18 protein-coding genes are annotated in these 25515 nt (G+C 31.9%); 5 read left to right on the top strand and 13 right to left on the bottom strand.

Annotated features, from left to right (window positions below):
- Window positions 1-2 precede the first annotated feature (2 nt).
- Window positions 3-248: a hypothetical protein gene (locus tag CNQ82_RS02670; RefSeq protein WP_123143970.1), complete on the bottom strand. Its 246-nt coding sequence runs from the start codon at window positions 246-248 to the stop codon at window positions 3-5.
- Between the two features lie 417 nt (window positions 249-665).
- Between CNQ82_RS02670 and CNQ82_RS02660 the strand changes: the two genes are divergently transcribed.
- A complete protein-coding gene (locus CNQ82_RS02660; protein WP_123143968.1) occupies window positions 666-1787 on the top strand; it encodes a DsrE/DsrF/DrsH-like family protein in 1122 nt (373 codons plus the stop codon).
- 91 nt (window positions 1788-1878) lie between these two features.
- Here CNQ82_RS02660 and CNQ82_RS02655 read toward each other — a convergent pair whose 3' ends face one another.
- Entirely contained in the window at window positions 1879-2802 is a 924-nt protein-coding gene (locus CNQ82_RS02655; RefSeq protein WP_123143967.1) for an alpha/beta hydrolase, read from the bottom strand.
- Window positions 2803-2970: 168 nt separating this feature from the next.
- Here CNQ82_RS02655 and CNQ82_RS02650 point away from each other — a divergent pair, with 168 nt between their 5' ends.
- Window positions 2971-3513: a TetR/AcrR family transcriptional regulator gene (locus CNQ82_RS02650; RefSeq protein WP_240624913.1), complete on the top strand. Its 543-nt coding sequence runs from the start codon at window positions 2971-2973 to the stop codon at window positions 3511-3513.
- Between the two features lie 242 nt (window positions 3514-3755).
- On the opposite strand, the gene CNQ82_RS02645 is transcribed toward CNQ82_RS02650, so the two are convergent.
- The 5 genes from CNQ82_RS02645 to CNQ82_RS02625 form a co-directional block, all read right to left on the bottom strand.
- Window positions 3756-4481: a CPBP family intramembrane glutamic endopeptidase gene (locus tag CNQ82_RS02645; RefSeq protein ID WP_123143965.1), complete on the bottom strand. Its 726-nt coding sequence runs from the start codon at window positions 4479-4481 to the stop codon at window positions 3756-3758.
- Between the two features lie 536 nt (window positions 4482-5017).
- The gene (locus tag CNQ82_RS02640; RefSeq protein WP_420876459.1) at window positions 5018-6187 is read right to left on the bottom strand and encodes an FAD-dependent oxidoreductase; all 1170 of its coding nucleotides are present in this window, start codon (window positions 6185-6187) and stop codon (window positions 5018-5020) included.
- Entirely contained in the window at window positions 6177-6767 is a 591-nt protein-coding gene (locus CNQ82_RS02635) for a helix-turn-helix transcriptional regulator (protein WP_123143963.1), read from the bottom strand. Before CNQ82_RS02635 ends, CNQ82_RS02640 begins: the two co-directional genes overlap by 11 nt.
- Before the next feature lie 157 nt (window positions 6768-6924).
- The gene (locus CNQ82_RS02630) at window positions 6925-7887 is read right to left on the bottom strand and encodes a carbohydrate kinase family protein (protein WP_123143962.1); all 963 of its coding nucleotides are present in this window, start codon (window positions 7885-7887) and stop codon (window positions 6925-6927) included.
- Window positions 7888-7950: 63 nt separating this feature from the next.
- Window positions 7951-8568: a TetR/AcrR family transcriptional regulator gene (locus CNQ82_RS02625; protein ID WP_123143961.1), complete on the bottom strand. Its 618-nt coding sequence runs from the start codon at window positions 8566-8568 to the stop codon at window positions 7951-7953.
- Between the two features lie 166 nt (window positions 8569-8734).
- On the opposite strand from CNQ82_RS02625, the gene CNQ82_RS02620 reads away from it, so the two are divergent.
- A complete protein-coding gene (locus tag CNQ82_RS02620) occupies window positions 8735-10021 on the top strand; it encodes a YhgE/Pip domain-containing protein (protein ID WP_123143960.1) in 1287 nt (428 codons plus the stop codon).
- A 276-nt stretch (window positions 10022-10297) separates the two neighbouring features.
- Window positions 10298-12799: a glycosyltransferase gene (locus CNQ82_RS02615; RefSeq protein ID WP_123143959.1), complete on the top strand. Its 2502-nt coding sequence runs from the start codon at window positions 10298-10300 to the stop codon at window positions 12797-12799.
- A 59-nt stretch (window positions 12800-12858) separates the two neighbouring features.
- Here CNQ82_RS02615 and CNQ82_RS02610 read toward each other — a convergent pair whose 3' ends face one another.
- Window positions 12859-13944 (bottom strand): acyltransferase family protein, encoded by a 1086-nt coding sequence (locus tag CNQ82_RS02610; RefSeq protein ID WP_123143958.1) that lies wholly within the window; start codon window positions 13942-13944, stop codon window positions 12859-12861.
- A 444-nt stretch (window positions 13945-14388) separates the two neighbouring features.
- Between CNQ82_RS02610 and CNQ82_RS02605 the strand changes: the two genes are divergently transcribed.
- A complete protein-coding gene (locus CNQ82_RS02605; protein WP_123143957.1) occupies window positions 14389-17727 on the top strand; it encodes a bifunctional glycosyltransferase/CDP-glycerol:glycerophosphate glycerophosphotransferase in 3339 nt (1112 codons plus the stop codon).
- A 616-nt stretch (window positions 17728-18343) separates the two neighbouring features.
- Here CNQ82_RS02605 and CNQ82_RS02595 read toward each other — a convergent pair.
- The 5 genes from CNQ82_RS02595 to CNQ82_RS02575 form a co-directional block, all read right to left on the bottom strand.
- Window positions 18344-19144 carry a hypothetical protein gene (locus tag CNQ82_RS02595; RefSeq protein ID WP_123143956.1) on the bottom strand — a complete coding sequence of 267 codons (801 nt, stop codon included), beginning with the start codon at window positions 19142-19144 and terminating at the stop codon, window positions 18344-18346.
- Window positions 19145-19156: 12 nt separating this feature from the next.
- The gene (locus CNQ82_RS02590) at window positions 19157-21472 is read right to left on the bottom strand and encodes a CDP-glycerol glycerophosphotransferase family protein (protein WP_123143955.1); all 2316 of its coding nucleotides are present in this window, start codon (window positions 21470-21472) and stop codon (window positions 19157-19159) included.
- Between the two features lie 14 nt (window positions 21473-21486).
- Entirely contained in the window at window positions 21487-22626 is a 1140-nt protein-coding gene (gene wecB, locus CNQ82_RS02585; RefSeq protein WP_123143954.1) for a non-hydrolyzing UDP-N-acetylglucosamine 2-epimerase, read from the bottom strand.
- Between the two features lie 601 nt (window positions 22627-23227).
- The gene (locus CNQ82_RS02580; protein ID WP_123143953.1) at window positions 23228-24262 is read right to left on the bottom strand and encodes a hypothetical protein; all 1035 of its coding nucleotides are present in this window, start codon (window positions 24260-24262) and stop codon (window positions 23228-23230) included.
- A 348-nt stretch (window positions 24263-24610) separates the two neighbouring features.
- Window positions 24611-25459 carry a helix-turn-helix domain-containing protein gene (locus CNQ82_RS02575; RefSeq protein ID WP_123143952.1) on the bottom strand — a complete coding sequence of 283 codons (849 nt, stop codon included), beginning with the start codon at window positions 25457-25459 and terminating at the stop codon, window positions 24611-24613.
- Window positions 25460-25515: the final 56 nt, after the last annotated feature.

Genomic DNA, 25515 nt, shown 5'->3' with positions numbered 1-25515 from the left:
TATCATATTATAAAATCAATAATAGCAAAAACAATCATCAAACAACCTACAATCAAGAAAAATTTACCGTATTTTTTATCTCCTTTGAAAAGTAGAAAATACAGATTGAAGATAACGAATGCATTAATAAGCGATGAGACCCAACTTGCTAAATCAATCACTTTAAAGAGCGAAAGCAAACTTAAAATGAGAGCCACCACCATGAGGCCGATACCTAAATACGTCAACCACAATTTATAACCTTTCAAATTTTTTCACCTCATTTAAATTATTTATTTGTCTTATATTATATCGTATTAATATGTATTAAAGAATAGTTGCTCAACTAAATAATTGAATAATGCTTAATACTAAGTTAAAACACGTTACAAAAATCATAAAATACGCAGTTTTTTGTAACCGCTGCGGTAAGTACTTATTGTGCAAACAAATAAAGTGAATGTCAACATCAAGCTGATAAGACCATTCGGAAGAGAAATAACTTTAAAAATAACTGATATATTTATAAACATCAAAACAATTAATATACCAACCAAAATATAATCTATTTTATTTCCTTTTTTCACATATCTCACCTCATCCCTAGCCTAACATATGCAGTTCATTTTATTTATCGCACCAATCCTTGTACAATCACATTAACAATCCACAAAGGAGATGGGCACATGGTTCAATTCAAGACCGTGCAAATAACAGATTTAACCGATGAAGATTTAGAAGCAATGGCCCACCAAGGCCAACTGATAGATGTGAGAGAAACCGATGAATACGAAGCGGGCCATATCGACGGCGCACAATCTTATCCGCTCTCATCACTCAACACCAAATTCCCGCTCGACCAAAGCAAGACCTACTACATTTATTGCCAAGCCGGCAAACGCAGCCAACAAGCCAGCCAGATGCTGAGCGACAGCGGCTTTACTGTAGTAAATTTAAACGGCGGTTACCAAGCCATTCAAGACAGAGCAGAAGCAGAACAAGCTCAAACTGCCCCTGCGGAAAAGGAAAACTTTGAAGAACAGCCGAGCACTGAAAATACTTCTGTTTCTGAACTGAAACCAGGTCGCAAGAAAGTCAATTACAGCGGTATGCAATGCCCTGGTCCATTAATGAATGTCAATCAAGAACTCAAACAACTACAACCAGCCGAACAGCTTGAAGTACTGGTTACGGATCCAGGCTTTGCAAGTGATATTAAAAGTTGGGCAGCACAAACCGGTAATACCTTAGTAGACTTGAAACAAAATAATAATGAAGTCACTGCAGTTATTGAAAAAGCCGCACAGCAACCTCAAGATTTAACAGTACAGCATACTGAAAAGGGCACTACTATCGTGTTATTCAGCGGTGAATTAGACAAAGCCTTAGCCGCCTTTATTATTGCGAACGGTGCGCGTGCTGCAGGGCGAGAGGTTTCAATATTCTGTACGTTCTGGGGCTTAAACGCCTTAAAACGCCCTCACTCAGGTAAAGTGAAAAAGACAGGCATTGAGCGTTTATTCGGTATGATGTTGCCAAATGGTCCGGAAAACATGCCGCTTTCTAAAATGAATATGTTCGGTTTAGGCCGATTAATGATGAAAATGATTATGAAACAAAAGAACGTCGATTCACTTCCAACACTCATTGATAAAGCAATTACCAATGATATTAAACTGATTGCCTGCACCATGAGCATGGACGTTATGGGTATTAAAAAAGAAGAACTGCGTCCAGAAGTTGAATTTGCAGGTGTCGGCACTTATATCGGAGACACTGAACATGCAAACCATAATTTATTTATCTGATAAGATAAGACGAACCCCTTATTGCATTCACAAACGCAATAAGGGGCTCTTTAATTATTATGAAACTATCGATTTAATAGTGATACATTATTTATAAATATTTTTTATAGAAAGGAACTAATCCTTTCAAAGCTTCGTCTACTGCTTTAGGTTGATCATATAAGTCATAGTGAGAAACACCTTTAACAATGTTCAATGTTTTTTTATTACTTAATGCTTGATCGAATAAATTATAAGCACAACGATAAGAACCAAAGGCGCCCGGTATATCACCTGCTACGATATATAACGGTTGATCTAACAATTTATCAGCTAAATGATAAGCATCAAAACCAATGATGTCAGCTTGATTGATAACACGATATCGATTTGTTACATTTTCATGATAACCGCGGTCTGTTCTATAGTAATCTACCGCTTCTTTGATATCAATATCATCAAGGCCTTGCTCTTTACGTTGCTCTTCACTGTCGGGCGCATACGGCATTAGTGCTTGTTCTGCACCCTTAGCCTCTGCTTCGCGTTGATCTGCAACTTGATACAAGGTTTTCAATGCAGCATCTGGCGTGAAATCTCCTTCTCGTGCTAACATTCCGAAATTGACGCCTGCAACAGAACCAACTGCTTTAATACGTTTGTCAGTTAAGCTGGCGTTAACTGCATAACCGCCGCCTCCGCAAATACCTAAAATACCAATTCGTTTATCATCTACGATATCAAGTGTATTTAAATAGTCGATAGCTGCTTTGGCATCATCTACCCGATAATAAGGTACTTCAATATTTTTAGGTTCTGCAGCAATTTCACCTTGATGTGATGCATCAAATGCTAAAGTTGCGAAACCTTCTTCAGTTAATCGTTTCGCATAAATGCTTGCAGTTTGTTCTTTCACACTGCTTATAGGGTGCATGACCACAATAGTTGGTAACGCGTTATCTTTCGCATTATCTGGTGTTCTTAAAATCCCTGCAGTTTTAACATCTCTTGTTTTAAAAGTGACATGTTGTTCTTTCAAAAATAATCACCCTTCCGTATTTTTTAATTCACTCTAGTGTTTTATAACTCATGTGTGTATAATTTAAATATATCAAGAAATTTCATTTATACAATTTATACCCTCGAACGCTCGTGTATTAATACACAGATTCAGAATATCGGGTTTTAAATGAGGAGATGTCTCCATATGGATAAGCGTGTTATCAAAACACAACGTAATATCACTGAAACTTTTTTAGATTTATTTTACAAAAATGATTTTGAGAAAATTACTGTTAAAAAAATAGCTGAGGCTGCTGAAATAGAACGTAAAACTTTTTATCTTCATTATCTAGATAAATACGACCTGCTTGATGCAATTGTTCAAACACACTTTGAGCACTTAGATGAAATATGTGAAGCGAAGAAAGATTTAGGTTTAGAAGAAGGCACGATAATCTGGTTTAATTTTTTCGAAGACCATCAAATATTTTTCAAACGTCTTTTCAACATCAAAAATGCTGATGAATACAAACAGAAATTGCAAAAATTTATCATCCGTCAATTAGACGGCAAATTAAGCACAACCTTTATGAAAGCACACTATTTAAGCGAACAGCTTTTTCCAGAATTTTTTGCTGCAGGCATTGTACAAATGGTAATGATATATATTCAAGATGAAGATTCAAATAAAGCAGCCATTGAAAATCAAGTTGCCCAGTTATTGCAAATGGTAGATACATCCAAATAATGAAGAGAGAATTAGAGATTCATGAGATTGAGCTCGGTTTATAAAGTGCGGTAAATATATTGGCCATGTTGCCCGCCATCTTGGCCAATATATCCGTTTATTGGACACGTTCGACTCATTCTTGGCCAATATATCCATTTTATTAGCCATATCCAACTTCGCTCCACCCAACAACCACACACTTTTTATTTAAAAACTTAAAAAAGTGAGACATTCATCATGCCTCACTTTCCATTCCCCGCTTATTTCGCGCGTTTAAATTTTTTAACCGTATAGATAAAGAGCGGAATAACTACAATTAATTCCACAAGAATAGCGATTGAAGAAATCCAGCCGATATTCGCACCTGTAATGCTTTGTGGCAGCAATGAGAAATCCCATAGACAATGATATATCATCAAAGGAATAATATTTTTCATTAATACTGCTAAGCAACTGAAGACCAGACCGAACAAGAATGTCGCAAAGAGCTGGATTATCGTTGCAATTAAAGAAGCTCCGCCTAGTACATTCACTGAGTGCAACAATGCAAATAAAGCACTACTGAATAAAATAGCGAATTTAACTGTTCTATGTTCTAATAATACATTGAGTAAAATCCCTCTAAACATCAACTCTTCTGAAAACCCTACAAAAATGGTCATGATAAAGATTGTGAGAATAAGAGAAGTACGATTACTAAAGTCACCCGTTGTCACTAACATAACAACAGTAGTAAGAATGATAATAATGAACGGAATCAGCCATTTCGTAAACCGCACTTTTTGCGATAAAATAGTCAATTTCATTCTTTTATAAACTATAAAGGTAAATATCGCCATAATAATTTCAAAATAAATTAATGCCTTAGCCATGTTGGGATCAGTGTATGAATAATGGAAGATAAAGTGTTGTGTTATCATTCCGATAGCCATAATACCTATATAAATAATTGCAGCTATAACGGCATTTTTTTCTCTTTTCGCCAAAAAAAGTACCTCCTCAATCATACGCATTTAATTTTTTATATTGCGTTTCAACTTAATTACAGAGTATCATTTTTTTCTGAGGAAAGGGTGTAAAAATAAAAATAGAACATTTGTTCGTGTTTTCCTTTGAAAATTGAGAACCAAAATGCTAAACTTAATTCATGAGCCAACAGGCTGTATATTGCAAGTGAGTACCTCACATTCCTTCATTCGGCAAGAAAGTGAGGTGATATGGATGGACATTATTATCCATGAACTCACGATTAATTTTTCTTCGATTGTTCAAGTGACATTACTCGCAACAGCGATTAAGTTTTTAATCAGCAAGGACAGCAATAAAAAAGACTAGCTATGCTGCCACATAACTAGTCTTTGTACACTCATATTGAGGTATTCACAATTTCAGATTGCGAGGTCTGTGCTCTGGAGCTGGGACAAAATAATGTCTCAGCTCCTACTTTATCTACAATTAAATCTTATCAAAATTAACAAGTGCTTTCAATCAAAGCGAGATGTGATTGAAATTTAATTGCGTTCTATTGATTGGACTCTTGGTTGTCCGCTTCTTCCAACATTTCTTGCCCCTCTATAAAGAAGTTCGCCATCACTTCAGCGCCATCTTCTCTAAAGAACAATTCTAAATTATCTTGTGACTCTTGAGCACGCTCTTTAGAACTTGCATACATTTTCTGCTCATAATCATTTAAAGCTTCATCCAAGTTATCGTCTGTCTCAGCTATTGCGTGCGCTAACATATACGCGTCATACATAGCCATGTTCACACCTTCTCCGGCAAAAGGACTCATGAGGTGTGCTGCGTCTCCTATTAAAGTAACATTCGGCTGATGTTGCCATTGGAATCCGATTGGCAAACGATAAATGCGACGAAACATGATATTTTCATCAGAGTAGCGAATATATTTAAGCAAATCTTCGTCCCAATCTTGATACTCTTCTAAGATACGTGCTTTCAAGGCTTCATTATCCAACGCTTTGTATTCATCTAATTGATTACGGTCTAATTGATATGCAACATACACAACAATACGTCCATCGCCGTTCAATTGACCTAAAATCAATTGGTTGCCGCCTAACCCCATCAATTTACCATTCTTATTATATTCAGCCAGGTCAGGATATTTTGTTTGCACATCAGGTACGCTGAGTTCGATAAATGAAACGCCTGTGTAAATTAAATCAGTATCTGCAAGGAACGGTCTTACTTTTGAAAAGGCACCATCTGAACCTACGACTAAGTCAAAAGTTTCTGTCTCGTTATTAGTAAAACTAACTTCAACACGCCCATCGTCTAAAGTTTTCATATAGTTAAATTCATAACCATAATGGATACGCTTTGCATCGATTTTATTTTGAATTAAATCACATAATTCTCCGCGGTCGATTTCTGGACGTCCGCCTTCACCTTCAGCATCCTCTTCAAAGTATACTTTTCCGTATTTATCAACAATTTTAGTATCTTCACCTTCGAAGCGGGCAAGCGATTTAAATTCGTCGAGTAAACCTGCCTCTGCTAAAGGTAATTGTCCTGTGTCGTGATGGATATCTAATGAACCGCCACGTGAGCGATTGACATTACGATCTGCTTTTTCATAAATTTGGACATCTAAACCTTGATTTTGCAAGAGTAGCCCTAACATTAAGCCACCTGGACCACCGCCGATAATTCCAATTCTTTTATTTGTCATGTTCATCATCTTCTTTATATAAGTTTTGCGCTTGGTCTTTAATTTGGGCGAGGAAGCGGTCAAATTGTTGACGTTTCTCTTCATCAGTCATCGCTTCTTTGCTGGCTGTTAGTATTGCGTTTACTGTTTCTTTAATATCTGAACCTAGACGTTGCATATCTTCTCTATTAACATTTTGGAATTGTTTCATGCGTTGTGCAAATTCATTTTGATCGGCATTTTCTTTTAAAAAGTCTTCGCCCTCAGCAGTGAGTGTATAGATTTTTTTATTTCCTTCTTTAGTGACAGACACAAACTCTCTATCTTCCAACATTTGCAAAATCGGATAAACCGAACCTGGGCTTGGAGAGTAAAATCCTTTAAACTGTTCTTCTAAATCTTTAATCACTTGGTAACCGTGTTTAGGATCCTCTTGTAAAGAACGTAAAATCATAAACTGCAAGTTACCTTTTTTAAACATACGTTCATGTCCTGGTCCACGACCGCCAAACATTTTCTCAAATCCGCCGAAACCTTTACCAAAATCAAATCCTTCACTATCTCTCATATTTCTAAATTGATCAAATCCACGTCTGAACATATTAAATTCCTTCTTTCGTTTTCTTTATTTCGATATATCGAAAGTATAAGCGATATATCGAAACTAGCCAACGATATATCGTTATAAAATTTTCGATATAAATCAAAAAAGCTGCTAAACCTTGTTGTAATAAGGTTTAACAGCTTAAAATTAATTTTTATTCTTCTTTTGTATTCATTATTTTTTCTACATCGCTAAGATGCGGCAAACTTTCAATTGCACCATACGCAGTCGTTGTCACGCCTCCTACAGCATTCGCAAATCTCAAATATTGATTGCCTTCTTCTATTAAATGCTTTCGATCATGGTTTAATAATTGATAGATGACTGCACCTATAAATGCATCACCCGCACCCGTTGTATCTTTGACGGTCACATCAAATCCAATTTCATGTGCGATTAAACCTTCTTTAGTATAAATAGAGGCCCCGCTTTTGCCTTCTGTATAAATTACACTTTCCACATTGCCAATAAATAATGAAGCGACAGCCTCATCTTTATCCTTAATACCAGAAATAAATTCTAATTCTTCATCAGAGATTTTTAAAATATGCGCTTTAGGAATAAATTCTAAAACAGTTTCTCTCAAAGCCTCCGTAGAATCCCACAACGGAAATCGTAAGTTCGGATCAAATATGACAGTGCCCTCTGCTTGTAGCATCTTATCTATTAATTCTATATGCGTTTGTTTAATAGGATAGTCCACTAAATCTACTGAACAAAAATGCAGAATATCGGTTGAATCAAACTCTAATCCTGTTAAATGCTCTGTTTGCAGCAACATATCCGCTGAAGGTTTTCTGTAAAAGGCAAAGTCACGTTCACCTTCCTTAGTTAAACTTACGAAGGCCAACGCTGTGGTAGCTTCAGAAGTTTTCTTCAAATGTTGCGTATCTACGCCAATATTTATCAAAGTATCTTCAATTTTTTCACCGAATGCATCTTCGCCCACTTGTGTAATAATAGAAGATTTTCCACCGAGTTTAGCTACACAACTTGCTACATTCGTTGGCGCCCCTCCAACTTGCGGCTGAAATTGTGTTACTTCCTTTAATTTTGAATCGCGTTCACTTGGTATAAAATCAATTAAAGCTTCGCCTATTGCGTAAAGTTGATTCATAATTAGCCTCTTTTCACCTTAATAATATTTAAAACTATCATTTACCAATCATTATTCTAAACGTTATTCCCACACTTCTCCATTATGTGAACCTGCCACAAAACGTAAAGGTCCATTAAAGACGATACGTGATACGTATTTAATCAATGTATCAACGTCCATGCGATTTTCATCTTGCACCCAGTACTTAATGACTGAAATCATAGATCCTGTAACATAACTATGAAAATATTCTACTGGTATGCCGGCAATATTATTATTTTCATCGGCTTGATCCATTAGATTTTCTTTAATAATATCTCTAATTTTTTCTTCTAATTTACTACGTCGGTCTAAAGTCAGAATAACACGGTAGAAATCTATATTATCCGCAATATGGGAGATGACATTTTTCATAATAATCTCTGAAAATTCTTTATTGAATTCTTCAGGACTATCTGTATTTTTAATAATAATTCGGAAGCGTGTTAAATCGTATAATTGTTTCGCGTACTCGTCTTCCATAGATTCCAATAAGATATATTTATCTTCGTAATGCAGGTAAAATGTACCTCTATTAATATCTGCCGCTTCTGTAATATCACTAATTGTAATGTGATCTAAGTCTTTTTTCTCTAATAAATGTATAAACGCTTCTTTAATTGCGGCCTGCGTTTTTCGTACACGTCTATCAACTACCATAAAAATAACCTTCTTTCAAAGTTAATGAACAATTTACTAAAATATGTCTATAAATGTACATATCGTTTTAAATTGAGCATTGCATCTATTGATATTCCTATTATAATAGTCAAAGTAATGATAAATCAACACAGTGTTTAATAAATTTTAATTGGGGGTCGAAAAAATGAACATTTTAAAAAATAAATTACTTTGGATTGCGCCAATCGGATTACTAGCAGTTCTAATGATATTAGCAGTTGCATTCTATCCAGCGTATAATCCAAAACCTAAAAATATACCTATTGCAGTTGTGAATTTAGATAAAGGTACTGATATGCAAGGCAAACATATGAATATCGGTAAAAATTTAACAGACAACTTACTCAAAAATAAATCAGAAGCAATAGAATGGAAAGAAGTATCTAGTGAACATAAAGCGCGTAAAGGTATGGACGAGGAAAAATACTTCGGTACTGTCGTATTAGAAAAAGATTTTTCAAAACATGCACTCAGCAAAACACAAGTTTCTGTTATGAAAGCTAAAAAACAAGAAATGGAAGATAAAGTAAAATCAGGAGAAATCCCTCCAGAAGCAGCACAACAAATGGCTGAGAAAATGAAACAGTCAGGTTCACAAGATGTAAAACCTGAATCAGCACAACTTAAAACAATCATCAGCCAAGGGGTAAATTTACAAGGTTCTCAGATCGCCACTAAAGCACTCGACGGTTTAGGACAAAAAGTAAATGCACAAATCACAAAACAAAGTTTAGATATTTTAAATAAACAAAATGTATCTATTCCAGCTAAAGATATTGAAAGTTTAACTCAACCTGTAAATGTAGATAATATAACAGTGCACAAAATCAAAGATCACCAAGCAAATGGTAATGCATCATTCTTAATGTTTATGCCAGTTTGGATGGGCTCATTAGTGACATCCGTTATCTTATTCTTTGCATTCCGTACAAGTAATTTAGTTACTCGTAAAAACCGTTTGATTGCAGCTTTCAGTCAAATTGGTATGGCAATTGTAAGTGCCTTAATCGGTAGTTTCGGATATATCTACTTCATGAAAGGTGTACTCGGATTCCACTTTGATCATCCAAATCGTGTTGCACTTTATATCATGATTGCATTCTTAGGATTCATCGGATTAGTACTCGGTTGTATGACATGGGCAGGCATGAAAATTGTACCGGTCTTCTTCCTATTATTGTTCTTCAGTATGCAACTCTTAATGTTGCCAGAACAAATGCTTCCAAGCTTCTACCGTAAATATATCGTAACTTGGAATCCATTTAATCACTATGCACACACTCTCAGAGATCTCATCTATATGAATCAACATATTGAAATGAATACTACAATCTGGATGTTTATCGGCTTTATGATCTTCGGTATCATTTCAGTTATCGTAGCTGCATTCATTCGTAAACACTCAGACAAACGTGCAGAAATTCCAGCATAATTCAATACTTTGGGGAAAAATGAAATCCACCGTCAAGTTGGAGCTTGGCGGTGGATTTTTTTGCCTTTTTTACTTATCAAGAAATTCAGACTCCACATTCTACTCAAGTCTTTAATTGTATAAATAAGTCATAAAAGATATACTAAAGTATAGTTTAGTGTAAAGATTGTATACATATTATTAACTAATCTTTAACCTAAAATAAGCAGTCTCACCTATAACCATATATAAATCATTCGAAAAGTAACCGAAAAATAGATAAGAGGAGTTTTTGAAATGAATAAAGTAGGAAAGGTGTTCTTAAACCAAGCAAGCAGAAAATATAAATTTTTTGCGCAACCTATTAAAGCAATGTTTAAAAGTCCTTATGTTGCTAAGACTACGAGATACGCAAAGTATTATAAACACAATAAAGTCAAAGATAATTATGTCCTATATCAATCACGTGACGGCAAGAGCATGACAGACAGTCCCTATGCCGTTTTTTTATATCTGCTTTCTCATAAAGAGTATAAACATTTCAAACATATTTGGGTTGTGGATACGCAAAAGAAAAAACAAGAATTTGCCAAAATGTACAAACACTACTCAAACGTAGAATTTGTAGTAAAAGAAAGTAATGATTGTTTACAAATGCTTACAACAGCAAAATACATTTTAAACAACTCAACTTTCCCAGCATATTTTACCAAGAAAGAGAATCAAGTTTATGTCAATACTTGGCATGGAACCCCAATTAAAGCGATGGGATTAGATGTTGAAGATAATTTACTTGGTTCTCAAAATATCATTAGAAACTTCTTAAGTTCTGATATTCTGGTCAGTCCAAATGCTCACACTTCTGAAATCTTCAAGAGAGCTTTCAGCTTAGAGGGTTTATACAGTGGAGAATTATTAGAAATCGGCTATCCTAGAATCGATCTTACGCTCAATGCAGACAAGAAAAAGGTCTTCAAGCATTTAAAACAATCCGGTCTGCATATGTCTGACAGAGAAATCATTCTATTTGCGCCAACTTGGAGAGGCAGCGATGTCAATAAACCGGAAGATAGTTTGAAAGATGTCTATCGCATGGTAATGGAACTGAAGAACAATACTGAATATCAGGTATTAGTTAAAGTTCACCCCTTTGTTTATAAAACAGCTTTGAAATATAAAGAACTTAAACCTTACTTGGTGCCAGATTCCTTTGATACCAATGAATTACTTAGTGTCATCGATTTATTAGTAACCGATTATTCTAGTATTTTCTTTGATTATCTTGTTACCGACAAGCCAATGATTTTCTATTCTCCAGATTATGAAGATTATAAGAACGACAGAGGCTTCTATATTAAGCCGGATGCTTTACCAGGTCCATCTGTCTTTAATACGGATGATTTGATAGAAGCAGTCAATCATGCACAAGCAAACACTTCAAAATACGCCAGACAATATCAAGAATTTAAAGACTTATATGTTCCCTATGAAGACGGCAAAGTCACTGAAAGATTAACTAACGCTATGTTCTCTTCTGAAAAAGGACCATCATTAAAGACTAAAGAAACGATTTTAATGTATCCTGGCGGAATGAAAAATAACGGCATCACTACTTCAGCAATTAACCTCTTAGAAAATATTGATTATGACAGATATGATGTAACGATATTCTTGAATAATACCCAGAACACAGAAATCCTTAAAAACCTTTCACAAGTCAATGAAAACGTACGCATTATTTTAAGAAAGGGTCCTCTTCTAGCTACTACCTCAGAGAAATACAGAGATATTTTCGTAAAAAATAGAGGTCTCAAATCACCACTAGAAAAATTAGCTTATCCAACTGAGGCTTATGAACGTGAATTCCGAAAAATCTTCGGCAGTTCAGACTTTGATTACGTTATTGATTTCAGTGGCTACTCAATGTTTTGGTCTAAAATTTTACTTGGAACTCAGTCTAAACAAAAATTAATATATCTTCATAGTGATATTAAAAGCGACATGAACCGCACAGTTAATGGCAACCGTCCGCACTATGTTAACTTAAAAGGTATTATCAGCTTGTATTATAAATTTGATTATCTGGTAAGCGTTTCCGAAGAAACATGTAAGATTAATATTAAAGAACTGACTAAGCCAAATACCAAAGAGAAATTTGTATCAGCAATGAATACGATTAATCTTCCTAAAATCCAACAATTACTCACTGAAGATACAGATTTCTTTATGCATAAAGGACAACAAGTTCTTGCCATTCAAAAAGATAATGAAATTGTCAGTGTTCCATTTAATGAAAATGATTATAAAGTCATGGCGATGGGCAGACTTTCTCCTGAAAAAGGCTTTGATATCTTAATCAATGGATTTAGAGGTATTGTAAAAGACCATCCAACTGCAAGATTATATATCTTAGGGGACGGACCGTTAAGAAAAGCTTTAGAAGATATGATCAAACGTTTAAAACTCGAAGATAATGTCTTCTTAGTAGGTCAAAAAGGCAATCCATTCAATATAATGAAACGCTGTGACCTCTTTGCTTTGACTTCCCACTATGAAGGTCAATCGATGGTATTGTTAGAAGCATTGACGGTTGGTACCAATGCACTTGCTTCTGATATCCCAGCTAATAGATATGTCTTGAAATCCGGAGATTATGGTATGTTAACTGAAAACACACCTGAACTTGTTGAAGAAAATATACGAAAATTTATAAACCATACTACTCCTACTTTCGAACACTTCGATGCAAAGCTGCATAACGCCGAGGCTTTAGAACAACTCTATTCTTTACTGCACTAATACAAAAAACCATGAAACTAATGATACAGTTTCATGGCTTTTGTAATGAAGCTATTCAGTCAGTTCTCTTTGGCTTCTTGTTTCAAACTATAATTATTCAACACCATTGGATAGAGTGTGTTCCTGCCGACAATAAATCTCACATAAGGAATAAAGGAAAGTACAATGCCAAGTCCTATACAAAAACCTATCGTGAAAATTGTGGTTAATGTGAAAAACATAAATGGATATCTGACAAACGATGCTAGTCCTCTTGAAATGTGTTCTACAATTATTTGATGCGATAAATAAATGAAAAATGAAATTTCACTAATCATATAAATAAAGGTTAAATGTATGCGGCATAATATTTTAGACAAACTGATAATGAGCACAAAAAATGCTGCTGAAAAAACAAATAAATCAAAACGATTAGATTCATTAAAGTATACTTCGAACTTAAAGAAATCAATAGCAATAACTCCAGCACTTGCTATAAATAACAATAGAATCCAATATATTTTTCGTTGTACAAATTCCACTACAACATCGTAATACTTTCCAATATAGAAACCTAGCACAAAGTAAAATAACCAGTTCAATATGATTGTGCGATTATAAAGAATATAGTGTTCATGCCACCAATGTAAATATGTTGTACTATAATACATTAACAGTGCATGAGTAAAACTAATAGCCAATGAAACAACAATAGGAATTAAAGGTTTCATTTTATCTAATACTTTATAGAAAAGCATATGTAGTATAAAGAATTGGAAGATGACTAATACAAACCAACCGAAGAATTTTCCTTCGATAAGTATATTGAGAATAAGATACCAAAGCGTAAAATGCTTGGCAGGATCAAAATAAATTTCTAGTATTACAAATAAAGCAAATACAGCGTAAGGCAGCAAAATAAATTTGATTCTTTTTGTCAAAAAGTTTTTAGGTAAATACTTCGAATATCGCATCCCTAATAAAGTTTCTGATAACATGATAAAACACGGTGTAGCACTCAAAAGCATAATTTGCATAATTTGAACTATTCTCTTTTGAACGGCTCCCACGTGAATATCATTAATAAAGCCGGTCATCGCGTGGACAAGCACTATAATAATACAAAATATAGCTCTGGCATATGTTAATTCAGTTTTCTTTTCCATACTCTACTCCCTAGAATTATTGTTATACTAACATATAAAAACACTCCTAATGTCGCCTCAATCGGTAAATTAGAAGTATTTTGAAGTGTGTTATATTTGTTCATTCAATGTTAATTATATGTAAAATGTATTAAAAATGCAACTTAACTTTGCACAAGCTAAATATAAAAATCAATATCCCAACTTATAATAATCTATAACTAATAGGTGTAAAATTTATCTAAAGAAGTTAAAAGTGAAAACTACATTGACAAAATGTAGTTTATTTGTTTAATTATTATTGATTATGTGTAAATATATTGATTATTACAACTAACCAAGAACTTAGACTAAATCATTTAAAATACACTATTCACCTTTGTTAAATACAAGAAAAGCACATTTTTTAAATATAAATATAGAAATACCTACAAAATATAAATCTTCAATAAGGATGAATTAACTATGTATGAAAAACTTTTAAGCATTATTGTACCGGTTTATAATGTCCAAGGATATCTACACGACTGTATAGAATCCTTATTAGAACAAAATCTAGATGATAACCTATATGAAATCATTTTAATTAATGACGGGTCTCAAGACGGCTCTGGTAAAATTATCGATCACTTTAGCGAAATGTACTCTAACATTAAAGCTTACCATTTTGAAAATAGCGGCTTAGGTGCGACTCGTAATAAAGGGATTGAATTAGCACAAGGAAAATATATTGCATTTTTAGACAGCGATGACTTTGTTCCTAAAAATGCGTATAGTTCATTATTAGAATCTGCCTTTATTAATGAAGCGGAGATAGTAACAGGCCCTGTAGAAAGATTTGAAAATAACAAATATAGCCGTTCAGGGTTACATAAAAAAGTAGATTTTACGGAGAAAATAAATACTAACTTTTTTGAAACACCTTCATTAGTTTATGATAGCACTAGTACTAACAAAATATATCAATCTTCTTTCTTAAAAGAAAATCAAATCGTGTTCCCAGAAAATATCGTTTATGAAGACATCTATTTTACAATGAAATCTTTCAGCTTAGCTAAAAAAATCAATATCATTCCAACAGTGACTTATGTCTGGAGAATCAGAACTGGCGAGAGTGTTTCAATTTCTCAAGATAGATTTAATATACAAGGCTATAAAGATCGGGTAAATACATGCTTGGATACTTTATCATTTCTTAAAGAGCATGCTTCTAAAAAATTATGTGCTGAATTTGAAAAGAAAGTAATAGTTTTTGATTTACCTCTGTTCTTTCCTGAATATACAGAAACCAACAAAGCATATACAAAAAAATTTATTAAAATTACGAGAAACGCGCTTACTAAGCTGGATAAAAAATACATTCAAAACTGTGATTACCGCAAGCAAGCAATTTACTATGCCATACAAAAAAAGGATTATAAGACAGTTTTAAACTATAGTGTTGATAAAGTGAAAACAATGCAATTAGGCAAGCACTCAAAACCTTCAGACAAGCATTTAAAAAATTATTATTTAAAAAAGATCACTTTCAACCATAGCGATATTTTAAAAACTAAAGTGAAGAAAGCAACATTTAAAGATAATAGTATTTCTATTAATGTAAAAATTACTTCTCCACTTCTAGATACTATTGATGAAAAATGTCTTTCAGCCTTTATTTATAATGATAAAGAAAACACGGAAATTCAAATAAGAAAAAAAGATGAAAGATTATATGAAATCAAAATACCTACAGAAATTATACCAACCACAAATCATTCTTCTTTAAATAAAATCAATTTAATATATCAAGATGGTGATTTGTATAACGAAAAGGTATTAAGTGAACCAGGAGCCAATGACAAAGCAACAACAATTAACAAAAAAACTGAAAAATGGAGCTATAAACTAGACTACACATTCAGTTGGGAATTATATATATCAAAAGAAAACATTACTAATGTCTTCGATAAATTAGTCATTCAAGATAATAATTTAATTATCAAAGCAGCACATATAGATCCCGATTCACAATTTAAATTAAAAAATTTCCGTGAAAAACCTATTATTGGAGAAGTACACGGGGACGAAATAGTATTTAACTTAAATGGTTTTGAAGCTATTCATAGATTATTTGAATTAGAAGTAAGTAATAATGGTGTAATAACACGAAACTTTAAATTCAGTAAAATTCCTTTTTATTCTTCACAGATAAAACAAGATGAAACTCACGAATATGTAATAAGAGTGTATAATAATCATTCTTTTACTTTAAATAGAAAAGGAAGACACTCTAATGTTATAGAGATGAGAAAGAACAATAAAGATTTATTAATTCGATTTGAAAGTCCTTATAACTTAGATGTTTCACTCAGCAAAGTATTTCTTTCCTTAAAATCAACTAATGGTAAAGTAGTGAAGAAATTCCCAGCTGACATAATCGATAAAAATACTTGCCAAGTCGCAATACCTTTAGAAACTGATAATATCAACTATTTTGTTACTTATGGAGAATTTGTATTTTCTGTAGATTATTATTTAAACAACAAATTACTGCCTTCATCGTTATTATTAAATGCAAATCGTGAAGTGAAATTCCCATTTTCCTTTACTTATAAAAATAGAAAGTATGACTTTAGTTCAAAAAACGGAAACTTAATCTATTTATATAAGAAACAAATATGGGATAAAGCGGATAATACTAGACAGAAAAGAAAAAGAAACTATAAATATCTTTATCCCCTTTTCCGTCTTTTGCCTAAAAACAAGAAAAAAGTTATTTATTATTCTTATTGGGGAGATCAATATTCTTGCAGTCCAAAAGCTGTTTATGAAACTTTAGAAAAACAAAATTCTAAATATAAAAATATATGGATAATGAACGATGTTAATCTTCCAATTAATGGCAATGGACAAGTTGTTAAAAAGTATTCTTTAAAATACTGGTTCCATTTAGCTACAGCCAAATATTTTATTCAAAATACAAATATGCCTGTAGATTATAAAAAAAGACGGGGACAAAAAGAAGTACAAACTTTCCACGGTACATTTATGAAGACTATGGGATTTGACACACCTGAATTTAAATTTGAAACGCGACAAAATAAAATAGATGAATTTCAAAAGAAAATCAATAATTGGGACTATGTTTCTGTACCGTCAGATTATATGACCAGCAAGGCTAGAAGCGCGTTTAATACCAATGTTAAATCTATCACCTCTGGTTTCCCAAGAAATGATATGATTTTTGATGCTCTCAAGAATACAGAGTCGATCAAAAAATCTTTAAATATACCATCAACTAAACAAATAATACTTTATGCACCAACTTGGAGAGAAGGAAAATCTTCCGATATCAAATTGGATATCGAAAATATGCAGAAGAAACTGGGCAACGATTTCATATTACTCGTAAGAGCTCATTATATGGTAAGTAATAATATGGATATTCGTCAGTATTATCCTTTCGCTATCAACGTTTCTAATTATCCAAGCATAGAAGAATTGTACGCTATAAGTGATGTATTAATCACCGATTATAGCTCTGTAATGTTTGACTATGCCTATTTGAAACGTCCAATGCTATTTTATGCTTATGATCTTGAAAAATATTTATATAGCGAAAGAGGCACTTATCTAGATTATGAAAAAATAGTACCTGGACCAGTAATCAGAAACACTGATACATTAATTGATGAATTGCAAAATCTCAATTCAATAAATTCTAGATATAAAGACAAATACCAAAAATTTTATGATGAATTTTGCCAATACGGACGCAACGGAGATGCGTCAGAAACTGTGATAAAAACATTGTTCAAGTAAATTCTATATACTCTAAACGTATGGTCGTACTATATACAAGTGCTAACGAAAAATTAGATTCACAGTCAAAAAGGAAAAGCAACTCAAATTTTAGAGGTTAAACAAGTTCATCTTGCTTAACCTCTTGTTTTATATTAGAGACATCTATTCCAATTGCAGTTTTTTATGGATTTACTCTCCTACCACAGTTAATCATAACTGCACTAAAAATTTTGAACAAGTTATCCACTCACCAAGCCGATTTATCATAGATCTAAATAAAACAAGCCATGAAACTAATAATACAGTTTCATGGCTTTAAATAATATTGTTAGTTTAGTTAGAGCCCTCTTTAACTTCTTGTTTCAAGCTATAATTATTCAATACCATCGGATAAAGTATATTCCTGCAGACGATAAATCTTACGTAAGGAATAAATGAAAGTACGATGGCTAGTCCTATACAAAATCCTATTGTGAAAATAACAGAAATTAAAATATAAACAATAGGATGAGTAACAAATGATGATAACGTTACGGAAATAAACATTAAATCTCTTATATAAGTATAAATCCTTGTCCTAAAGAATAGATTAATAATAACTTTTGTATTCAATTCATAAAGCGGAATTAATTTATTATTTATCTTTTAATAACAAGACATTAGAATTTACTCTTTTTAGTCTCGGCCCCTTCATTACTTGATTTAAAGTAATAATCTTAAGAGCCGAATTAATAAATGGAACGTTATCCATAACAATATTATTATGTCCTTTCATACTACTATTAATAATAATATTGTTATTGCAAACTTTTTTATCTAGTAATTGATGCAAAGGTAACAAATCCTCAAACTGTTCATCATTTATACCTGTATAAATGTATATATTTGTGTCCGATATTACTTTATCAGAATATATTTCCTCATTAAAGAAAATTTTATCAAAGTATTCCTCGTTTTCAGGATTATCCTTCGGAAAAAATAACCTTTTATATTTTGATAGCTTTAAGTTAATATATTTAATAGTATAAACTTGTGGAACTAAAGAAAACACGTTATTGATGTTTGGGTTAATCAGCCCATAAAGCAAAGCTGCTGTGCCACCTTTGCTACTTCCATATGTCGTAACATTTTTATATCCTCTATCTTTTATAAACCGAGATAATTCTTCGTTAAATTCATTGATAATACTTTTCCCGCCGTCAAACATATACCATCCATAGCTCTGTGAAAAATAATCTTCGACAAAATAATAATCAGAATATTTATAGTTAGAAAATTTAAACCAAGTATATTTCTCATGTGCTGATTTTACTTCTTCATAACTTGCAGATCCGTTTAAAATTCTTTCAAACAAATCTTTTGAGATTCTACCTGCACTCTGAAATATAATTGTTAAATTTTTTGAATTGTTATTCACAAGTAAGCCCTTTAACAAAAAATCCACCTCCTACAAAACATTTTCTTTTTTAAGTATAGAAATAACACGCTCTGAATTGTTATTATCATAAAACTCATTAATATTTCTATATTTTTTTAAATTTTTCTCTTCAATCTTATAATTATTTTTTATTGCTGCAATTACTAAATCTATCAATTCATCCTCTGAATACGCAATTTCACCAGGAGCATTTAATTCGTTCACAGGAGGAATAGCTTGATAATTTTTTATTAAATAATCTTTATCTTTCCAATAAAAAATTGGATAAGTACCTCTATATATAGCATCATAAATAATTGAAGAATAATCTGTAATAAAAATCTTCGAATTTTTTAGCGCTTCAGTAGGATCTTCACAAATCAATGATTTATACTGAGGCAAACTTTCTGAAATAAATTCTGTAAATTTATTATGTGCAGTTATCTGTAAGTTGTTTAACAAGTCAGCTTTTTCAAATGCTTTTATTAATTTAATGAAACTATCATAATATGTTGTGTTTTGTATATTACCATTAACAATTTCTGCTTCTTCCCAATATCGCCAAGTAGGCATGAAAGTTATTTTATTTGCGTCATCATTTAATTGAGCTCCGTCAAACTTAGGTAAACCGGTTTTCATTAAATCATTTTCATCATAGCCCATTTTATAAAATTCTCTTGCTTCTAAATCAGAACTTATTACGTTTTTGACTACGTTATTGAGCATATTCTTCTTATGAAATCCAGCTGCCATTGGATTATCTACTGGTTTAGCAAACATAATCCCGTGTTGCAAGAAATATAGCGGAGTACTCTTAATTTTTTTGTTAAGTTTATCTGAGTATATTCGTCCTGATATTACATGACTACTTAATTCACTTGAAATAAAACTTGTAGAAAGAAATATGAGTAAATAATGTTTAAAACTAAATCTTTTCACCAAATTGTTTCCCCATTTTCTTTTCATGTTTTGATAGCCTTTACTTTTTCTGTCTAGAATATAATAATTTGAACTTTTCTCCTCTTTTTTCTGCATTACTTTTTCAAAAACATAACTTCCTGATTCACCGACTCTTGAAGCCTCTTTTTCAAAATATAGATTGATCTTCTTGCCAAACATATTTTTCATTCTTTTTGAAATGAAGTAAGCTATCTCTATTTTCATCTGGTTAAAGGTATTATAGACAGGTAACTTAGGAACAATTGAAATAGAAATATTATTTGCTAAATTCAAACGAGCAATTAGTACCTTATCTTTATAAATTGTAGTAGTGTGTACAACTTTTTTCGGTGGAATTCTATCTTTATTATATCTTTTCATTGGTAATATAGGCTCGTTGCTTTTACAGAACAACAACGACGTATGAATATTAGGCAAGTTATAAATATCGCTTTTTTTAATTTTAGCTGTAAAATTAGTAGAGTTTTTCCATATTAACTTGCTTAAAATTTTCCCTTTATTAGTCATTAATGAATCGAAATGAGGATTCTCTTTAAATTCTATTTTACCATCAATATAAAAGTAGCCTTTTTTACTTTTTATATCATATTCCGAATATTTCAACATTAAGTTGACTCTAGTATTAAATTTAATATAGCAATTACCGTTAACAGAATTTTTAATAAGTACAAATAATCTTTTTCCGACTCTAAAATAGACAGGTTCGATTAATACCTCTTTAAATTTATCATTTAGTCTTATGTGTTTTTTCTTGAGTAAGTCGCTGATTTTTATATTTTCTTTTTTACCTTTAAAATTAATTTCCAATTCATTCGCAGTTGAAAAGCTAACTTTTAATTTTCTATTTCCTAATACTGAAAAACTCAAAGTTTTTAATACTATCTTTTTCTTTTTTACATTGTATTCAACGAAATTATAATAGCTACCATAACGAATTTTTAGATAGATATTGCTCTCTTTTTTCCTTCTTATAGGATTTTTGGCAATTATTTTATGGCTAACTTCAAAGATATCGCTAGTCAATGTAAAATTTGAAGATGTCGATTTATCAAAAAGGTTATAGCTGTACTTAGTTTTAACAATTTCAAATCTATCATCAAAAATAGTGAAGTTTAATATTAAGCTTCCTTTAGTATCGCCATTTATATATCTAGTTATAATTAATTTTCCTTTTTTCACATGAATAAAATATTCTTTTTCTTTAAAGGTTACAACTCCTAATAAAGCATCAGGTCTATTAACTTTAAACAATATCCGTTCATCTTTTAATAAAGTTTCTTGGTTAACTTTCAATTTTTTTTTGCTATTATGAAAACCAAAAACAATTAGTTGGTTTGTTTGTGACTCTATATAGCCAATATTATAATTAACTAACTTTAATTCCATCGATATTAAGCCTCCTAAAATCCATCAAGAAATGACTTTGGTTTTTCAGATCTTATTTCAAAATAATACTCAATATTATCACAAATTCTTTTTGCTGCATTGCCATCTCCATAGGGGTTTGAGGCTTTACTCATATTTTGATAAAGTTCTGTATCATCTAACAAATTTTTTGTGTGATTATAAATAGAATCTGTTGATGTTCCAATTACCTTTAAAGTTCCCGCTTCGACACCTTCAGGTCTTTCTGTTGTATCCCTTAAAACTAAAACCGGCTTTCCCAATGATGGTGCTTCTTCTTGCACACCACCTGAATCAGTTAATATTAAATACGCTTGATTAGCAAAGTTATGAAAATCTGTTACTCCTAAAGGTTCGATTAACTCAATTCTCTCATGATTTGCCAAATATTTTTTTGCTATTTCTCTAACTTTAGGGTTCTTGTGCATAGGGTAAACTACTACTACATCTTCATATTCTTCAACTATTCTTTTAACCCCTTTAAATATATTATGCATTGAAGATCCAAGGTTCTCTCTTCGATGTGCGGTCAATAATAATATGCGCTTATCTTTATGTTTATCAACAATATTAGAAGAATAATCTTTTTTTATTGTATATTTCATAGCGTCAATTGCAGTATTGCCAGTAATAGCAATAGTATCTTCATTTTTGTTTTCTTCTAAAAGATTATTAGCTGCTGTTTTAGTAGGCGCAAAATTAATATCTGACATCACACTAACCATTTGTCTATTCAATTCTTCAGGAAATGGAGAATATTTATTCCAAGTTCTCAAGCCAGCTTCTACATGTCCTATAGGAATTTGGTTATAAAAAGCTACTAAGCTTCCAGCAAAAGTAGTTGAAGTGTCACCATGCACTAAAATCATATCCGGTTTTTTAATCTTAATTATTTCATCAAGTTTCACTAATACATTTGCTGTTATTTCTGAAAGTGTTTGATTTTTCTTCATTATATCTAAATCAAAATCAGGCTTGATTTTAAATGTTTCCAGTACACCATCTAACATTTCTCTATGTTGTGCAGTCACAACTACTATAGGGTTAAGAAAATTACTTTTTTCAAGTTCTTTCACTAAGGGAGCCATTTTAATTGCTTCTGGTCTAGTCCCAAAAATAGTCATAATTTCTTTCATTAATCATCTCTCCTTTAAAAATCAACTTTTTCTTTACTATAAAAAATCAATTTCATTAATAAAAAAATCTTATTTTCCACAATCCTTTATAATTGAATAGACAAACGAAAAACGTACACTTTCACTTTATAATCTAAAATAACCATTAAAAAACACTTCTAAATATATGAATTAGAAGTTTTCTAAATACAAATGTTTTCCATTGCTCTATGTAAAGTTTTGTTAAATCAACTTAAATTATATGTAAATTCATCTGTAAAGGCAATACTTTTTAAAATAATTATTTTTGTATATACAACATTATTTTACACTTCAACATATAAGAATCATTTTAAAAGGCTTTCTGCTAATTTGATTTTCTCCTTTCTTTTTACACTTCCTCTTACATTCTTTGTAATTAATGTCATACATCGGCTTTTTTGAGAATTTTTTATAAAGATATATTAATTTAATAAAGTGTAGACAGCTTATACTCCGAACTTCCATTTGAGTATTCTACCTTTTTTAATTAACAATATTTCGTGGTTTAGTAGATAGCAATTTATATAAATTAATCCCCGTTAGAAACTTGAGCAAGTTTCTAACGGGGATTCCAAAAAAATTATTTCTTTTTCTTATTTTTCTTCTTGTTGTCTTTTTTCTTAGATGTGTCTTTCTTTTTATCTTTTTTATTTTCCGTTTTCTCGGATTTTTTCTTTTTGTCTTTTTTTGATTTGTTGTTATCTTTTTTCTTATCGTCTTTTTTAGAGTCTTTATCTTTCTCGTTGTCATCTTTTGAAGTATCAGTCTTAGATGCGTTTTCTTGATTTGTTCTTGCGTCTTTAATCATTTCATCTACTTCAATTGAAGCTTCCACTTCTTCTGGCTTAACGTCCACTGTTTCTACAACTTCTTCATCGACTTCTACTTCTTCAGGTTCTGGTCCTTGGCCGATTTCGTAAGTTTGTAGATAAACTTGGACTTTGAAGTTGTCATATTTTCCTTTGTATAACTCTTCGATATCACCTTTTTTAATATAGATATCAGAATGTTCTTCTAGTATAGGATTGAAGACGGCAGTTTGCAGTCTAGGTTCAATAATTTCTTCAATTGAGTAATCGCGTGCTTCACGATGACGGAAAATACTTTTGTATACTAAATCTCCCTCTTTTAATTCAGGATGTGATTTAAGGAATTCAGTTTTCGTTGCTGGCAACTCGAATTTCTTTTTCGCTTGTACATCCACGTAGATCGCCGCAAAGTGCAACTTCGCGCTTTCTGATACTGTATAAGTCCATGATTTCGGTGGATTCACTATTTTATTTAAGTTATCCTCGATATCACGTTTAATCGCTTTAATTGCGTTTGATTCTTCCACAGTAGGATTCTGCTCAAAGTCTTGGATATACACTGATTTTAATTTGATAATATCCGTCAGCACATTGTTGTCTAAAATAGCTAAGTCCAATCGTGCAATTTCTCTAGCTACAGTTTCTTTATCAGAATTTCTTAATAGCTGAACGCCTAGCAAATCCTTCAAAGTGCTGTCATTACGGCTTGTTAATGTAAGATAAGCCATATCGTCTCCATAGTGTTTAAAATTATCATCAAATTTATTTAATCGCTTCTTTAAAAGTTCAGTCACATTGACCTTCATGATTCATTCCCCCATAAACTTAATTTTTTCGTGATTTAGTAACTTATACCCTAATTACACCCTTATAATATTAAGATTTTATTGTATTTAACCTTTATCGCTAACTTATGTACATTCTATCATTTCTTAGAGAATAAAGATTATTAAATGTAACTTTAAGGAGTTCAAAAAAATTCATTATAAAAGTAGTAACTGAGAAAGAGAGGAATTTCATTTTTGAAGTGCCGTTTAAAGATGGGAAGGTGTGTACAAAATGATGCTTTTAAAGAAGGGATTAATTTAAAGTGAAGCGTGCTTGTGTCTCTCTTGACGCTTCGTTAATCATTTAATCGAAATTATCAATGAGCGCTATTGAATTTCTGGGATAGAGCTCTTATCTGGCTGCACAAATTTTAGTATTTCTAAATATACTGAGTCTGAAATAATATCTTCATTACTACGATAAACTTGAGAGTGCAGAATGAACTCTCTTGGAGACATGTTAAAGATCTCTTTGAAACGGTTCAAGAAAGTGCGGTTACTCGCAAAACCAAATTCTTTCCATATTTCACCTTCTTCACCTCTTGTGACTAATAGCTCGGATAAATTGAACACTCTGATATTAGTGAGGTATTCTGAGAAGGTCATTTGCATCTCTTCTCCGAATTTTCTAGAAAGAAAGCTTTCGTTCGCATAGATATCTCTAGCAACAACACATAATTTCAATGGTTTCTTATAATGTTCATTAACATACTCAATCACTTCATTTACTAACGGACTTAATGTCGGTCGGAATAAATAGTTATCAAAGGTTTCAAAAAAGATACGTAAATAATTCACGAGTTTAATAATACTGACATCAGCGTGGGAATATTTCTTTTCATACATACAGCGAATGGTATGCACAAATGCTTCTTTAATATGATGGTGAATTTCAAAGTTGTTTTCCATATTCAGAGCGTTTTTCAGATAGTACTTTTCAAAATAGTCTGTATGAATCTCTAAACAAATCACACTGCCATTTTTAATTTCAATCTGTAAAGGTTTCATGTCTGGTCTTCTGATAAATAATTCCCCTGCGTGATAGGTAAGTGAACCTTCTTGTTTCACAGTCTTAGCAGTTCCTGAAAGCACAAAGTAGATATTAATGTAATCTTGTTTATTCGTAAAATCTAAAGTACAAGTCGATGATTTAATAATACTGTAATTATAATCCATAGAGGTCCCCCTTGTTGTCTATTTAAATATGTTTGGGTAATAAAAATTAGAAAGAA

The sequence above is a fragment of the Staphylococcus debuckii genome (genome assembly GCF_003718735.1).
GTDB lineage: Bacteria > Bacillota > Bacilli > Staphylococcales > Staphylococcaceae > Staphylococcus > Staphylococcus debuckii.
The sequence above is the reverse complement of the archived record's forward strand: the minus strand, read 5'-3'. Positions and strand labels throughout refer to the sequence as shown.

What these genes read in the sequence shown, in the direction of transcription:
- CNQ82_RS02650 (WP_240624913.1), top strand. Translation starts at nt 2,971, where the DNA reads ATGGATAAGCGTGTTATCAAAACACAACGTAATATCACTGAAACTTTT.
- wecB (WP_123143954.1), bottom strand. Translation starts at nt 22,626, where the DNA reads ATGAAAGAAATTATGACTATTTTTGGGACTAGACCAGAAGCAATTAAA.
- CNQ82_RS02635 (WP_123143963.1), bottom strand. Translation starts at nt 6,767, where the DNA reads ATGTTCAGACGTGGATTTGATCAATTTAGAAATATGAGAGATAGTGAA.
- CNQ82_RS02620 (WP_123143960.1), top strand. Translation starts at nt 8,735, where the DNA reads ATGAACATTTTAAAAAATAAATTACTTTGGATTGCGCCAATCGGATTA.
- CNQ82_RS02640 (WP_420876459.1), bottom strand. Translation starts at nt 6,187, where the DNA reads ATGACAAATAAAAGAATTGGAATTATCGGCGGTGGTCCAGGTGGCTTA.
- CNQ82_RS02615 (WP_123143959.1), top strand. Translation starts at nt 10,298, where the DNA reads ATGAATAAAGTAGGAAAGGTGTTCTTAAACCAAGCAAGCAGAAAATAT.
- CNQ82_RS02605 (WP_123143957.1), top strand. Translation starts at nt 14,389, where the DNA reads ATGTATGAAAAACTTTTAAGCATTATTGTACCGGTTTATAATGTCCAA.
- CNQ82_RS02625 (WP_123143961.1), bottom strand. Translation starts at nt 8,568, where the DNA reads ATGGTAGTTGATAGACGTGTACGAAAAACGCAGGCCGCAATTAAAGAA.
- CNQ82_RS02630 (WP_123143962.1), bottom strand. Translation starts at nt 7,887, where the DNA reads ATGAATCAACTTTACGCAATAGGCGAAGCTTTAATTGATTTTATACCA.
- CNQ82_RS02590 (WP_123143955.1), bottom strand. Translation starts at nt 21,472, where the DNA reads ATGGAATTAAAGTTAGTTAATTATAATATTGGCTATATAGAGTCACAA.
- CNQ82_RS02660 (WP_123143968.1), top strand. Translation starts at nt 666, where the DNA reads ATGGTTCAATTCAAGACCGTGCAAATAACAGATTTAACCGATGAAGAT.
- CNQ82_RS02580 (WP_123143953.1), bottom strand. Translation starts at nt 24,262, where the DNA reads ATGAAGGTCAATGTGACTGAACTTTTAAAGAAGCGATTAAATAAATTT.
- CNQ82_RS02610 (WP_123143958.1), bottom strand. Translation starts at nt 13,944, where the DNA reads ATGGAAAAGAAAACTGAATTAACATATGCCAGAGCTATATTTTGTATT.
- CNQ82_RS02575 (WP_123143952.1), bottom strand. Translation starts at nt 25,459, where the DNA reads ATGGATTATAATTACAGTATTATTAAATCATCGACTTGTACTTTAGAT.